12 protein-coding genes are annotated in these 14236 nt (G+C 64.7%); 5 read left to right on the forward strand and 7 right to left on the reverse strand.

The features are described from left to right. Positions 1-152: 152 nt before the first annotated feature. Entirely contained in the window at positions 153-1106 is a 954-nt protein-coding gene (locus AC239G_RS02715) for an AraC family transcriptional regulator (RefSeq protein WP_139469946.1), read from the forward strand. Positions 1107-1185: 79 nt separating this feature from the next. Here AC239G_RS02715 and AC239G_RS02720 read toward each other — a convergent pair whose 3' ends face one another. After that, positions 1186-2643 carry an MFS transporter gene (locus tag AC239G_RS02720; protein ID WP_487489730.1) on the reverse strand — a complete coding sequence of 486 codons (1458 nt, stop codon included), beginning with the start codon at positions 2641-2643 and terminating at the stop codon, positions 1186-1188. A gap of 199 nt (positions 2644-2842) precedes the next feature. On the opposite strand from AC239G_RS02720, the gene AC239G_RS02725 reads away from it, so the two are divergent. The 3 genes from AC239G_RS02725 (at position 2843) to dld (ending at position 6729) form a co-directional block, all read left to right on the forward strand. Continuing rightward, on the forward strand, positions 2843-3514 hold the full coding sequence (locus AC239G_RS02725) for a GntR family transcriptional regulator (protein ID WP_487489731.1): 672 nt from the start codon (positions 2843-2845) through the stop codon (positions 3512-3514). A gap of 8 nt (positions 3515-3522) precedes the next feature. Next, entirely contained in the window at positions 3523-4878 is a 1356-nt protein-coding gene (locus AC239G_RS02730) for an MFS transporter (protein ID WP_487489732.1), read from the forward strand. Positions 4879-5022: 144 nt separating this feature from the next. Beyond that, positions 5023-6729: a D-lactate dehydrogenase gene (gene dld, locus AC239G_RS02735; RefSeq protein ID WP_487489733.1), complete on the forward strand. Its 1707-nt coding sequence runs from the start codon at positions 5023-5025 to the stop codon at positions 6727-6729. Between the two features lie 58 nt (positions 6730-6787). Here dld and AC239G_RS02740 read toward each other — a convergent pair whose 3' ends face one another. The 5 genes from AC239G_RS02740 to AC239G_RS02760 form a co-directional block, all read right to left on the reverse strand. Next, a complete protein-coding gene (locus AC239G_RS02740) occupies positions 6788-7531 on the reverse strand; it encodes a dienelactone hydrolase family protein (protein ID WP_487489734.1) in 744 nt (247 codons plus the stop codon). Between the two features lie 274 nt (positions 7532-7805). Then, positions 7806-8381 carry a hypothetical protein gene (locus tag AC239G_RS02745; RefSeq protein ID WP_172172307.1) on the reverse strand — a complete coding sequence of 192 codons (576 nt, stop codon included), beginning with the start codon at positions 8379-8381 and terminating at the stop codon, positions 7806-7808. Further along, positions 8378-8590 carry a helix-turn-helix transcriptional regulator gene (locus tag AC239G_RS02750; protein WP_262776929.1) on the reverse strand — a complete coding sequence of 71 codons (213 nt, stop codon included), beginning with the start codon at positions 8588-8590 and terminating at the stop codon, positions 8378-8380. The genes AC239G_RS02745 and AC239G_RS02750 overlap by 4 nt, the downstream gene beginning before the upstream one ends. Before the next feature lie 318 nt (positions 8591-8908). Next, positions 8909-9256 carry a cupin domain-containing protein gene (locus AC239G_RS02755; RefSeq protein ID WP_139469959.1) on the reverse strand — a complete coding sequence of 116 codons (348 nt, stop codon included), beginning with the start codon at positions 9254-9256 and terminating at the stop codon, positions 8909-8911. Between the two features lie 74 nt (positions 9257-9330). Beyond that, the gene (locus tag AC239G_RS02760) at positions 9331-10779 is read right to left on the reverse strand and encodes an NAD(P)/FAD-dependent oxidoreductase (protein ID WP_487489735.1); all 1449 of its coding nucleotides are present in this window, start codon (positions 10777-10779) and stop codon (positions 9331-9333) included. A gap of 203 nt (positions 10780-10982) precedes the next feature. Between AC239G_RS02760 and AC239G_RS02765 the strand changes: the two genes are divergently transcribed. After that, positions 10983-12449, forward strand: a complete 1467-nt coding sequence (locus AC239G_RS02765; protein ID WP_487489736.1) for a PucR family transcriptional regulator — start codon at positions 10983-10985, stop codon at positions 12447-12449. Here the strand turns inward: AC239G_RS02765 and AC239G_RS02770 are convergent. Continuing rightward, positions 12363-13841, reverse strand: coding sequence for an amino acid permease (locus AC239G_RS02770; protein WP_487489737.1), 1479 nt, complete (start codon positions 13839-13841; stop codon positions 12363-12365). The two genes, AC239G_RS02765 and AC239G_RS02770, sit on opposite strands and share 87 nt — an antisense overlap. Positions 13842-14236 lie beyond the last annotated feature (395 nt).

Here is a 14236-nt window from a genome sequence, read left to right on the forward strand (position 1 = left end):
GTGTGAGAGGTGCGCTCCCACGGCTGTGTGGTGATTGCACTTCCGAGACTATGCGTCGATATCAAGCGGTTCTATGGCCGATATGACAAAATAATTGATCATTCGTCCGACAATCATGGATTGCCGGTGACCTGCTGTGGAACGATGGCGGCATGGCAGATTCAATGGACGACGGACGCGATCGCCTGGCGCGGGTGCTCTACATGCTGCGTATGCGCAGCACCTTCTGCTGCCAGACCGAGGTCAGGCAACCGTGGTCGTTCGAGATGCCGGCGATCGCCGATTCGCTGAGCTTTCACGTCGTCACTTCCGGTTCCATGTGGCTGAAGCTGCCCGACGCCGAGGCGGTCGAACTGCGAGCAGGCGACCTTGCACTAGTGCCTCATGGGTTGGGGCATGACCTGCTCGGTTCACCGGATTCTCCGCGCGGTCCGCGCGTCGATCAGCTCGAGCAGGAGTATCTGACCCCGCAGTATTCACGACTGCGATACGGCGGGGAGGGGCGGGCCACGCAGCTCATCTGCGGAATCGTCAGCTTCGACGACCCTGCGTCTCGTGAACTCATGCGGGCACTGCCTGCGTTTCTGCACATCGATGCAAACACGATGTCGGCGGCCTCCCCGGTGCGTGACGTGCTGCGTCTCATCGCGGGAGAACTCACGGCCCCACAGGCCGGGGGAGGGGCGGTGGCGACCCGGTTGGCGGACGTGCTTGTCATCCACGCCATTCGGGCGTGGCTGTCCGACGGGCAGGCAGAGGTCCAGGGGTGGTTGCGGGCGCTGCAGGATCCGCGGATCGGTCGAGTGCTCGAAGCGATCCACGACGATCCCGGTCGCGACTGGGACCTTCAGCGCATGGCCAAGGTGGCTGCGATGTCGCGGTCATCGTTCAGCGCCCGGTTCACCGAACTCGCCGGAACCACCCCGGTCGGATATCTCACCCGGTGGCGGATGAGCATCGCCCACTCCAGGCTTCTCGCCGAGGATGTTCCGGTAGCCAAGCTCGCCGGTGAGCTCGGATATGGCTCCGAAGCCGCCTTCACCCGAGCCTTCGGACGCATCGTCGGGCGTACGCCCGGCCAGGTCCGCCGCACCGCCGTGGCATAGTCGACCTTCCAGAACTACCTGACGGCGGCCCAGCAACCTCGCGCGAGGTTGCTGGGCCGCCGTCAGGTAGTAATTGGGGTCAGGCGCTGGCGCGGGCGCTGCGCACCGAACGGTTGGCGAGGAATGCCAAGATGATGCCGATCACCGAGGTGGCCACGACGAGTCCGACAGCACCGTGGAAGCCCAGCAGCAGGGAGTCCGCCTCACCTCGACCGGCCGCGGCCCCCGCACCGCTGAGGGCGCCATAGATGCCGGCTGCCAGAGAGGTGCCGACGCAGCCGGCGATCTGGAAGCTCGTCGAGACCACGGTGACGCCGTGCGGGCTCGTCTCACGATCAAGGCTGGTCAGCGCAAAGGTCTGGGCCGGGCCGATGACGAACGCCGTGGCCAGCACCGCCGGAATGTACAGCAGCGCGAAGACGAGTACGGAATCAAACCCGGCGGCGATGCCGACGAGATTGACGAAGACAGCCATGACGAGGAAACCGAGCGGGATCGACCAGCGTCCGCCGTGTCGGTCGAAGAGTCGCCCGGCCACCGGGCCGAGAACCACGGTGAGCAGAATGCCCGGGGCCAACGCCAGCGAGGCGCCCATCGGAGCCAGGTCTTTCGCCGATTGCAGGAACAGGGGAATGACGACGTTCATGGCGAAGACGAACACGAGTCCGAGCATCGTCATGACCACGCCGAGGACGAAGGGGCGGCTGGCGAAAGGACGCAGATCGAGCAGCGGGTGCTCAATGCGACGCTGCCGGGCGATGAAACCCCAAAGCGCAAGCAGACCGGCAACTCCGGCACTGCCGGCGACGAGCGCCGAACCGCCGAAGGCCGCGGTGACTCCGTAGAGGATGCCGACGAGAGCGACCGTGACCAGCAGGAAAGACAGAGCGTCGAACCTCGGGCGCCCGAGCTCGGCGACAGTGCGCAGGAAGACCCCGCCGGCCAGAAGGACGACGAGGCAGAGTGCGCCGAAGACCCACATCAGCGTCGTCCACGGAGCGATGGTCAGCAGCATCCCCGAGGCGACGATGGCCAGCGACGGGCCCAGGGTCGTCATCGCGGCCATGATGCCCATGTTCATCCCGAGCTTCTCCCGCGGGGAGACGGCCAGGGTGATATTCATGCCGATCGGGGTGAGCAGTCCGGTGCCGATGGCCTGGAGGAGACGGCCGATGAGGAGGACCGCGAAGCTCGGGGCCAGGGCACCGACGACGGACCCTAAGACCATGATCGCGGTGACGGACACGAACAGCGCCCGGGTCGGGATCCGGTGGTAGAGGACGTTGGCGATCGGCACGAAGATCGCCGCGACGAGGAGGTAGGCCGTGGTCAGCCACTGCACGGTGGCGACATCGACGCCGAGGTCGGCCATGATCGGTGTGAACGCGACGTTGAGGAAGGTCTCGTTGAAGGTGGCGAGGAAAGCCGCGGCCGCAGCGACGGCGATCATCCACCCGGTGCCGCGGTGCTTCGACGAGGCGGCTTGGCCGACGGACCCTTCGGCAGATCGCGGGCGGGCATTGACGGATGAGGTCATGAAGTCTCCTGACGTTCGGCGGTTGAATGCTCGATCGTGCCGTGTCAGAAGTTCCCTGTGACGTGGGTCTTCGCGTGTCGTTTCGTCGATGCGGTGCTGGTGGCCGGAAAGGGCCGTCAATGAATGTAGCAGTTTTCAGCTGTTTACATAAGCGAGACCAGATGCATGCATCAATGTATGCATCTGTTATCGTGGGTCCGTGAATGATTTGCTGACACTGCCCTGGCAGCGCATCGACGACTCCGCTCCGATCGCCGTTCGGATGGCCGCGGCGACCGCCCGGGAGATCATCGAAGGCCGACATGAACCCGGCGACCTCCTCATCGAGACCGACCTCGCCGCTGCGCACAACGCCAGTCGCACCCCCGCCCGGGAGGCGATGCTCCAGCTCGAGCGTTGGCGCCTCGTCCGCCTCGTCCCCAAGAAGGGCGCGCTCGTGACCACCGTGACGGGCAAGGAGCGCCGCGACCTGCTCGCCGTGCGCTCGATGTTCGAGATCGACGCCGTGGAGTCACTGGCCGACGGCGGCGACCTCACCGCTCTGGCCGCCGATCTGCGCACCCTGCTCGGCGAGCAGAGGAAGGCACTTGACGGGGGCGATCCGCTCGGCTTCGCCAGCGCCGACTATGCCTTCCACGCCCGCCTCATCCGCAGCGGCGACAACGCCATCGTCACCGAGATGCTCGCGACCATGGGCCCGCGCCTGGCCCGCCTGACCTTCCAGGTCGCCATCGACGCGCCGCACACCCTCGACACGCTCCTGACCGAGCACGAAACGCTCACCGACCGCGCCGAGGCGGGCGACGCAGAAGGCTTCGCCCGTCTCGTCCGCGACCACATCGAAGGCTCCCACTTCCCGCAGTCCCGCTGAGGAGGACCATGACCGCTTACCCCTCGACCTCCACGACAGACACCGCCGAGGCAGTCCCCACCGGGAATAGGAATACCCACACCGAGGCGGCCCCCGCCACGGACATCGAAACGCCGGTTCCGAACCCTGCCCGGTCCCACCTCGGCGAGGTGGCTCCCGATCGTGGGCCGGAACGGCCACGGCGGGCACGGGCGTGGCTGATGGTGGCCCCGGCGATGTTCCTGCTCGCATGGGGCGGCAATCATTTCACCCCGCTCGTGCACATGTATGAGGAGGGCGGCGGCTACGCCATCTGGCAGGCGAACCTGCTGCTGGGGATGTACGTGGGCGGACTCATTCCGGGATTGTTGGTCGCCTCGGCGCTGTCGGATCGGCACGGACGCAAACCGGTCCTCATCGCCGGATCGCTCGCCGCGATCGCCGGCAGCCTCGGCCTCGGGCTCGGTTTCGATCTGTTCTGGCTGCTCTGCCTGGGCCGGGTGCTCGCGGGGATCGGCGTCGGGGTGGCGATGTCGGTGGGCACGAGCTGGATCAAGGAGCTCTCGGCCCCGCCGTTCGATCACACGGCCGGAATCACTGCCGGTGCCCGGCGTCCTTCACTGACGCTGACCTTGGGGTTTGCCATGGGCGCGGCAGTCACCGGATGCCTGGCCCAATGGGGGCCGGTGCCCGAAGTCGTGCCCTACGCCGTACACGGAGTGCTCAATCTCGCCGCCCTGATCCTGGTGATCTTCGCGCCGGAATCGATGCTTCGCGACCAACGGGCAGCAGGTCATTGGTGGCACGGTCTGCGTGTTCCGCTCGTCGCGCATCGGACGTTCCTGCGACTGATCGTGCCGGCCGCGCCCTGGGTGTTCGGGGCCGCCGGGGTCGCCTATGCCGTGATGCCGGCGATCGTGCAGGGCGAGCTGGGGGAGTGGACGACGCTGTATGCCACGGTGCTCACCGTCGTCACGCTCGGAGCCGGTGCGCTGGTGCAGAACATCGTGCCGTGGATCAACCGGCTGACCGGCGGGCGGGCGCTCGTCGTCGGACTCGGGCTGATGACCGTGGGGATGGGGCTCGGGGCGGTGGCCGCACTTCTGGGGGACCCGATCCTTGCGTTCATGGTGGCGATCGTGCTCGGTATCGCGTACGGCATCTGTGTGGTCTCCGGGCTGATCATCGTCCAGGCCATCGCTTCACCGCAGGAGCTCGCCGGCATCACCGGGGTCTACTATTCGCTGGCGTACTCAGGGTTCCTGCTGCCCACGGTGCTCGCCGCCCTGCTGCCCGTGCTGTCGTACACGGTGTCTCTGGCCGCCGTGGCCGTCATCTGCCTGGCCTGCCTCACAGCAGTCGCCATATCCATCAAACACCCCTAATTGCTACCCGACGGCGGCCCAGCAACCTGGCGCCAGGTATCTGGGCCGCCGTCGGGTAGTTCTCAGAGGGGGTGCGGGGTGCGGGGTGCGAACCGAGACACCTACCATGAGAACAACCGTCGCCTACCGATAGGGATCGACCATATGCCCGGCAAGACACGTCACCAGTCCCCAGCCGTCAACGCGTTCATCGACATCATGGGGCCGCGCCACGTCCTCACCTCCGCGCGGGCGACCGCACCGTACGCCAAGGGCAATCGTTTCGGCGGCGGCAATGTGCTGGCCGTGCTGCGACCGGGCAGCCTCGTCGACATGTGGCGGGCCCTGCAGGTCTGCGTCGACAACGACCTCATCGTCATTCCGCAGTCGGCCAACACCGGCCTGACCGGCGGCTCCGGTCCCGGCGCGCAGGACTACGACCGTCCGATCGTCATCATCTCGACCCTGCGGATCAACGAGATCTATCTCATCAACGACGCCCGCGAGGCGATCTGCCTGGCCGGGTCCACACTGTACGAACTCGACGAGGCGCTCGCCCCGTTCCACCGCGAACCCCACTCGGTCATCGGCTCGTCCTCAATCGGCGCCTCCGTCATCGGCGGCATCGCCAACAACTCCGGCGGCTCCCAGATCCGCAAGGGTCCGGCGTTCACGAAACACGCGATCTTCGCCCGCGTCAACGAGGCGGGGCGACTCGAACTGGTCAACCACCTCGGCGTGGAGCTCGGCGACGACCCCGCCCACATCCTCGACAAACTCCAGCGCGGAGATTGGGACCCCGCCGGGGTCACGCCCGCCCCGGAGGACACGACGGAGACCGAATACGGCGAGCAGGTCCGCAGGATCGTCGACTCACCGGCTCGATTCAATTCGAACTCCGACTACCTGTACGAGGCCTCCGGTTCGGCCGGAAAGCTCATGGTCTTCGCCGTGCGCACCCGCACCTTCCCGAAGGAAGAGGGAGCGACCACGTTCTACGTCGGCACGAATTCCCCGGCCGAACTCGAAGATCTGCGACGGGCGATACTGACCTCGGAGATGCCGCTGCCGATCTCAGGCGAATACATGGGCCGGCCCTCGTTCGACCTCGCCGAGAAGTACGGCAAAGACACGTTCGTCTCGGTCAAACACGCCGGCAGCCGCGAGCAGATCAAGCTGTTTGCGCTGAAGAACTGGGCCAACGGCGTGTTCGCGAAGCTGCCGTTCTTCGGCGAGACCGTCGCCGACACGATCGCGCAGAACGCGTTCGGCCTGCTCCCGCAGCAGCTGCCCAAGCGGATGCTCGAGTACCGCGACCGCTTCGAGCATCATCTTCTCCTCGTCGTCAGCGCCGAGGAAAAGAACCGAATGGGTGCGTTCCTCGATGACTTCTTCGCCGAGGATGCCCACTACGGTGACTATTTCGTGTGCAGTGCCGATGAAGCTCAGTCCGCGATGCTCCACCGCTTCGGTGCCGCGAGTGCGGCGACCCGGTACTTCAACCTCAACCGTCAGGACTCCTCGGACATGATCACCTTCGACGTGGCCCTGCGCCGCGATGATGAGGACTGGCTCGAGGTGCTGCCCGACGAGATCGCCGACCAGCTGCACATCAGCTCCTACTACGGGCACTTCTTATGCCACGTCTTCCACCAGGACCACGTGGCGAAGAAAGGCGTCGACACAGTGGCGCTGAAGCAGCAGATGACGGAGCTGCTCGAGGCCCGCGGTGCGGCCGTGCCCGCCGAGCACAACTACGGCCGGCTCTACCCTGTGCCGCCGGAGATGGAAGCGCACTTCAAGAACCTCGACCCGCACAACGTCTTCAACGCCGGAGTCGGCGAGACGTCGGCGAAGAAGGACTGGGCCTGACGCGGCGGGGCCGATGGAGTATCTCCTCGTCCCCAGGGCCCCCGCCGCAGCGGTCAGCTCATTTCAGGTGGCGGGCGAAGAACCGGGCGGCATCCTCGCCGGCGAATTCCGGGACTCCTGTGTGTCCGCCCATATTGGCGTAGAGCGTCTTCTCGGTTGAAGCGAAAGCATCGAAGAGTTCGAGGGCGGCCGCACGGTCATTGCCTTCGTCATCCCACTGCAGGAGGACGTGCAGCGGAATGGTCACGCGCCGGGCTTCTTCCATGGTCGACTGGGGAATGAAGCTGCCGGCGAAGAGCCCGGCTGCCGCGATCCTGGAATCGATCGCAGCCAGCCGGACAGCGATCGCAATCACTCCGCCGGAGAAGCCGACACGGTCGGCAAGACCGGGAAGGCGCAGGAGTTCGTCGAGCAGCGACTGCCATTCGGGAACTGCCTGCTCGACGAGCGGCAGGATGAGCTCGTTGATGACATCAGTGGAGGGTGATTCGCCGGCGAGGATGGCAGAACGCAGCCGATTGCGTGCCTGATCCATGCCGGGGAGGCGTGGACGCTCACCCGAACCGGGCATCTCTAGGCAAGCGGATGCGAACCCGAGTGCGGCGGTGCTGCGGGCGCGTGCCATCAGTCGCGGGTACATCCGCTCCATGCCGATGCCGCCGGGCTGACCCATGAGAATGATCGGAACCGGCTCGGTTTCTGATGCGGAGGACGGAGTCCAAAGAATGCCCGGAGTATCGCCGAGGCGGAATTGACGTTCGACGAAATCCCCGTCGAAGTGCTGTTCGGAGGTGAAATGCATGGTCGTGCCTTTCGGGAGTGCGATGAATGATCGGCGCTCCCGGACGACCTACCGTCCGACCGTGACTCCATAGGGGAGCACCTTCGAAACTGCGTTCACTGGTACCACCTCCTCGGTCTCTTTCACGGAGTCTCAAGCGTATCAGTGGCAACTAGGTGGTATGTCGCACCGCAGACAGCAAAAACACCCCGCTGCAGCGGGGTGTTTTTGCGCCGAGGGTGATTGATGCTTGAGCGCCGAGCCTCTAGCACCAAACCTCAACAGTCGAGCGGAATCAGTCCTCGTCTTCGATCTCAGCGGCGGCGGCCGCCTCGGCGCGGGCCTGCTTGATTTTTCGTACCCGGGAGATCGTCATGATGGTCAGCGCGACGATGAAGCCGAACGCAGCGCCGATCGCGATGGAATAGGTGCTGGAGGGAGCACCTGGCATCGTTTGATTGCCCATTCCGACATCGATGAGCGGGTAGCCGTTGCTTATATGAAAGACGATTGCACCGACCCAAACGATGGCGAACAGGGCGCCGACGATATTGCCGACGATCAGCCGCCTCGGCGAGACGCGAGCCATCGACATGGAGAAGTCCACATTCTCACGCTGGCAGTATGCAGAGATGACGATGCTGGTCACCATGGAGCCGAAGACGATGAGCACACTCCACATTCCCGCGCCGAAGACGGCAAAGATGAGTGCAAGCGCGAAGAACACGTAGGTGGAGACGACGGCCCCCAAGGTATATGCCCTCAGAATGACGTCGCGTTCGCGTTCGTCTCCCATCGAGGGGTCGTCGAAGCCGGCGATTCTGTCGGCAAAGGCGTTGGGGCGGTTCTTGTTGTCGCTGATGTTGTTCATGACGATTCCTCCTGAAGTGAGAAGATCTCTTCGACTGTCGTGTCCAAAGCTCGGGCGATGCGCAGCGCCAGATAGACGCTGGGGGCGTAGTCGCCGCGCTCGGTCGCGATGATCGTCTGCCGCGACACCCCGGTGAGCTGGGCCAACTGTGCCTGCGTCAGCCCCGCAGCCTTGCGGACCTGCTTAAGGTCCGAGGTCTGAACTTCCATACCGTTCCTTGATGTCAACTTCTCTTTACATCAATAAGTAAAGCATGTTTGACATCGTGATGTCAATAATCTTTTACATCGCCGAGGCGGCCCCGTCGTCCCTTGGCCCCGCGGGCTCTCGATCGGGCCACCTCGGCCGGGGCTGAGCGGTCGCGCCGCCGTCCCCTCCGCGCACAACATCCCGCAAACGCAAAAACACCCCGCCGCAACGGGGTGTTTTCTCGCTATGGGTGATGGATGCGCATCCAGCGGTGTGAAGAGAAGCTAGCGCGAGGGTGTGGCACCAATGGTGAGGGCTGCAACACAGAGCCTGAGAGGTCAGTAGATGACGTAGACCTTGCGCACCGTCTCTGTGACATCCCAGCGTCCGGTCCAGCCGACAGGCAAGACGACGAACGAACCTGTCGAGATCTCAACCTGCTGCCCGGACTCGTCATCGGTCAGAGTCGCGCGCCCGGAGAGGATGTAGCAGACCTCGGTGTCGGGGCGGTCGATGACCGGCCAGCCGCCGGGCTGGCATTCCCAGATCCCGGTCTGAGCGCTGTTGCCCGGGTCGACTGGGAGAGTGCGCAGCAGCGGATTGCCGCTGTCGGCGCCTGCACGCACGCCGGCATCCTTGAGCGAGCCGTCGATGTCGTTGCCGGGAATGTGAGTGAGAGCGGTCATGGGAATCCCTTCTGAGTGTGAGTTTGAGTCTGGAAGTGAGTGTTGGCGGTTGGCAGATGTGGAACGGATTGAGGTCAGTGCGCCCCGGTGAGCTTTTCGAGCAGGGCCGAGATCTTCGAGGGCCGCTTTGTGATCCGCTCCTCGAAGTCACCGAGTTCGGCTGCGGCCAGTCCGGCATTGACTCCGACCCAACGGAACGGTTCGATCTCCCACCTCGGTGACCGGTGGTCGACGATCGGCAGGGAGTTGAGCTCGTCGGGCTTATCGAGGATGAGGTTGCGCAGGACTCGCGCCGACAGATTGCTTGTGGCGACACCATCGCCGACGTAGGGCCCGGCCCAGGCGACTCCGCGAGACCGGTCGAGACCGACCGAGGGGAACCAGTCGCGGGGGACTCCGAGCGGTCCTCCCCAACGATGGGCGATGGGCACGTCGCGCAGCTGGGGGAAGAAGTCGTGCATGGTGTCGACGATCTTGTTGTGGATGCGAATGTCGGTGTCGAAACGCGGATCGACCCGGGACATGAAGTGATACGGGGCTCCGCGTCCGCCGAACACGATCCGGCCATCGGCTGTCGACTGAGCGTAGATGCGCAGATTCCGCAGATCGTTGAATGCCTTCCGGCCGTCGAGCCCGAGCTCGGAGCGGAGGTCGGCAGGCAGCGGTTCGGTAGCCACCACCAGCGAATACAGCGGTGCGACTTCGCGTCGGTACTGCGGGAATTCGGGGGTGTAGGCCTCGGTTGCCCGCACGACCACCTCGGCGGAGACGACCCCGCCAGGGGTCCCCACTCGACCGGATTCCATCGTCAGGGCGGGAGTGTCCTCATAGATGGTTCCACCGTGCGATTCGACCCACGCCGCCAGCCCGCGCACGAGGTGATCGGGTTGGATGACCGCACAGTGCGGAGTGAACGTCGCACCCAGCACCGAGGTGGCCCTGACCTGGTCGGCCGCCTCGGCGGCGTCGAGGAATTTGAACTGACCGTGGGCACCGAAGTCCTCCGTCGCCTTGACCGATGCCCGCGCCCTGGCCAGCTGTGCCGGGTTGCGCGCCAAGGAGATGAACCCTTCCTTCGCATAGTCGCAGTCGATGCCTTCGTCAGTGCTGACCCGACCGATCTCGTCGACGGCGTCGTTCATCGCGTGCTGCAGGTCGAGTGCCGCAGTGTGCCCGTGGAAATGGGCGACCCGAGCCAGCGAGATCGGAAAGATCGCCGAGGCCCAGCCGCCGTTGCGACCGGATGCACCGAAGCCGGCGACCTCCTTCTCCACGATGGCGACCCTGAGGCTCGGGTCTTCTTTGAGAAGGTAATACGCGGTCCACAGTCCTGTGTAGCCGGCCCCGACGATGGCGACGTCGACGGTGATGTCCTCATCCAAAGCCGCTCGCCGTTGCCCGGTCCGGTCGGTCTTCCACAGGGCTGTCTCCTGCCTAGCAGTCGGTGTCCCCTCAGCCGGTGTCGCTGCGACAGTCGAGCCGGTGGTGTCTGCGAGCGTATTGGGGGAGTGAGAAGTGCGCACGGGGTCTCCTTCGTTGGAGGGTCAGTGGAGTGCTGTTGAGCTGTATGAGATCAGTATTCGCGGTCGTTCTGCGCCCAGGCACCCGTGATGTGCACAGCCTTCTGTCTCCCTTTCATACGTTTGGCTAGTCTCGTCCGGCTCCCGCATGTGATGATGTGGATCTGTCCGCCCGATTCGACAGGGCACTCCAATGAAGGATGATGATGATCTCGGTAGATGATCTGGCTGCCCTGCCGACGATGGGCCTCGAGTTCGTGGCCGGTCAGGCCGGCGGCCATCGGATGGTCACGTGGGCACACGTGTGCGATCTCGACGACCCGTGGAACTGGGTAGGATCCGGAGACCTGGTGATGACCACCGGCCCGGGAATCCCCAAAGCCCCTGCTGACCAGCTGGAATGGTTGGATAAGATCGTCGACGCCGGAGTCAGCGCACTCGTTCTCGCGCTCGGACCGAAGAGTCCCGCGGCAAGCGAGCAGATGCTGGCAGCTGCGACCGCGAGCAAGTTCCCGGTTCTCACCGGTCGGTTCGATCTGCAGTTCGTCACTCTTGCCCGAGCCGTCATCGAAAGCTCCATCGATGCCGAACGACGTCGCATCGCAGCGATCAGACGTCTGTATGACGTCAACAGCATGGAGGTCGAAACCGGACAGAGCATCGGCAAACGGCTCAGCGCTCTGGAGAAGATCAGCGGGTGGGCGCTGTGCCTATGGGATGAACGGGAGGACACCGTTCTGTTCGCCGGTCGTCATGCCGAGCGCGCGGGTCTCAGCGATGCCCCGGACACCGCCGCCGAAGCGATCGCACTGCCCGGTGACCCCCACCTCCGACTGGTCGCCTCACCGCTCGCCGATGCGCTGCCGGACAAACCCCTGTTGGCTCATGTGGTCGGGCTGCTGACCATGGAATTCCGCTACCGAGGTGCAGAGCAGGACCGACTGCGGCAATCGGGTCAGGAGCTCTTCTCCGGGCTGCTGGCAGAGACGATCACACCCTCGGCTGTGTGGCCCGAGCTCAACCGGCGCGGACTGACAGAGACAGTGGTCATCGCCTGCTGGAGGTCGACCTCCGAGGCCGAACCGGCCGATGGCGATGTGCACCGCCGCACGTGGCTCGATGGACTTGCTCCGTTGCTGTTCCGCCAAGGCAGTCAGCTGCTGGGCGTCGTCCCCGACGACGTTGATCTTCTGCACAGAATCGCCGAGGCGGTCGGCCCTGACGTCGTCACCGGTGTCAGCTCGACGCTGACCTCGAATTCCTCCTTCCCCGAGGTGGTCCGCCAAGCGAAGCTGGCAGGATCACGTGCAGTGGAGCTGCAATCACCCGTCGTCAGGTACGACGACGACCAGACCGTGTCGATGTTCCCCGCGACTCCTGCCGAGGTGAGGAGCCTGGTCCGAGGGATTCTCGGTCCGGTCATCGACTACGATCGGGCGAACTCCACCGATCTGGTCGCCTCGGTGAGGGTATTCCTCGGCAATGACGGCAACTGGAGTCGCAGCGCCGAACAGCTGACCATCCACCGGCAGACCCTCGTCTACCGAATGAACAAGGTCACCGAACTCATCGGCTTCGCGCCCGCCTCATCGCGGGGAACGGCGCTGCTGTGGTTGGCGATCGAGAGCGCTCGCCGCACCGGCATTGACCTCGCCGACATCGTCGCCGACTGAAGGAGTCTGTCGGCGACGGCGGGTGGCGAAGTGGATGATCGACAGGGTCGCCCACACCGCCAGTCCCTGCAGGAGCTCGATGCGCAGGTCGGAGCGGAAGAGCATGCTGATGAGCACGGCAGCGATGACGATCGTCACTGCTGCGGGCAGGTACGGGTAGAGCCACATCCTGAAGACGAGGACCTCCGGACGCTCCTTCTCCCACTTGCGGCGCAGCTTGAGTTCCGAGAGGCAGATCATCAGGTAGACGAAGAGGAACACGGCTCCTGAGGAGTTGATGAGGAAGTCGAAGACATCCTCGGGGAACAGCGCCGACAGTGCGACGCATCCATACCCGATGACGGTGCACGAGAGGATGCCGATGACGGGAACGCCGCGTTTGTTCGTCGTCGTCAGGACCTTCGGTGCGTCCCCGCGGTTGCCCATGACGAAGAGCGTCCGCGATGCCGTGTACATCCCCGTGTTGAGGACGGAGAGTGCGGCGATGACGATGACGAGGTTGAGCAGGTCAGCCGTTGCGGGCACTCCGATGTGGTCGAGCGCAGTCACGAACGGTGATTCGCCCGGCACGATGGTGTTCCAGGGAACGACGATGACGATGAGGATCATCGAGAGGATGAAGAACGCGAGGATGCGGAACACGACGGAATTGACCGCCCGGCGGATGGCTTTGACCGGTTCCTCTGACTCGGCTGCGGCGATGGTGGCGACTTCGACGCCGGTCATCGAGAAGACCACGGCGACGACTCCGGTGAAGAGGGTGAGCACGCCATTGGGCAGCAGTCCGCCGTGTGCGGTGAGGTTGCTGAAGTCCGCGGACTGACCGGGCCAGAGTCCGACGACGAAGGCCGCGCAGATGGCGATGAAGACGATGATGGCCGCGACCTTGATGCTCGCAAACCAGTATTCGGCCTCTCCGAATGTGCCGACGGACATGAGGTTGACCAGCGTCATGATGACCAGGACGGTGCCGGCGGTGGCCCAGACCGGGATGTCCGGGAACCAGCGTTGGATCGTCTGCCCGCAGACCACGGCTTCGAAGCCGACGAGGATGACCCAGAAGTACCAGTACAGCCAGCCGGTGGTGAAGCCCGCCCAACGGCCGAGCCCCATATGGGCATAGTCGGTGAATGAGCCGGTGGTCGGTTTGGCAGCGGCCATCTCGCCGAGCATGCGCATGACGAGGAAGACGATGATCCCGGTGATGCCGTAGGAGACGAAGGCCAGCGGTCCGGCATCGGCGATGATGGCGCTTGACCCGACGAACAGGCCCGCGCCGATCACTCCGCCGAGTGCGAGCATCGTGAGGTGACGCTGCTTGAGGCCCTTCTTCAGCTGATTCCCGCCGTCGGTCGCCGTGCTCGATGGTGAGCCGGTGGGTGCTTCTTTCACGTGACTACCTCCTCGTAGTTGTGTCAGATCCACCCTGCGCGCTCCCTCCTCCGCCCGCTATGCGGCATTGGTACAGGCAGTCAGGGGTCGTTCATACAGGTGGACAGCAGAGTTGGTGGGGATTTCGCCGAGGAGGCCCTGCAGTAGCGGGATCGCGCAGGCTCGCGATCGGGCCACCACGGCCGGGCTGAGCCAGCGGGCCGTCGCCGCCTCCGTACATCACCTCCCGCAAACGCGAAAACACCCCGCCGCAACGGGGTGTTTTCTCGCTATGGGTGATAGATGCGCACCGGCCGGTGCGAAAAGAGACTCACGCGAGGGCGTGACACAAACGGTGACGGATGCTCGCCGAGGCGGTCGCCGGCAGGCGGCACTGCCGCCCATTGCACGTGACA

Source organism: Brevibacterium sp. Lmc1 (assembly GCF_057654315.1).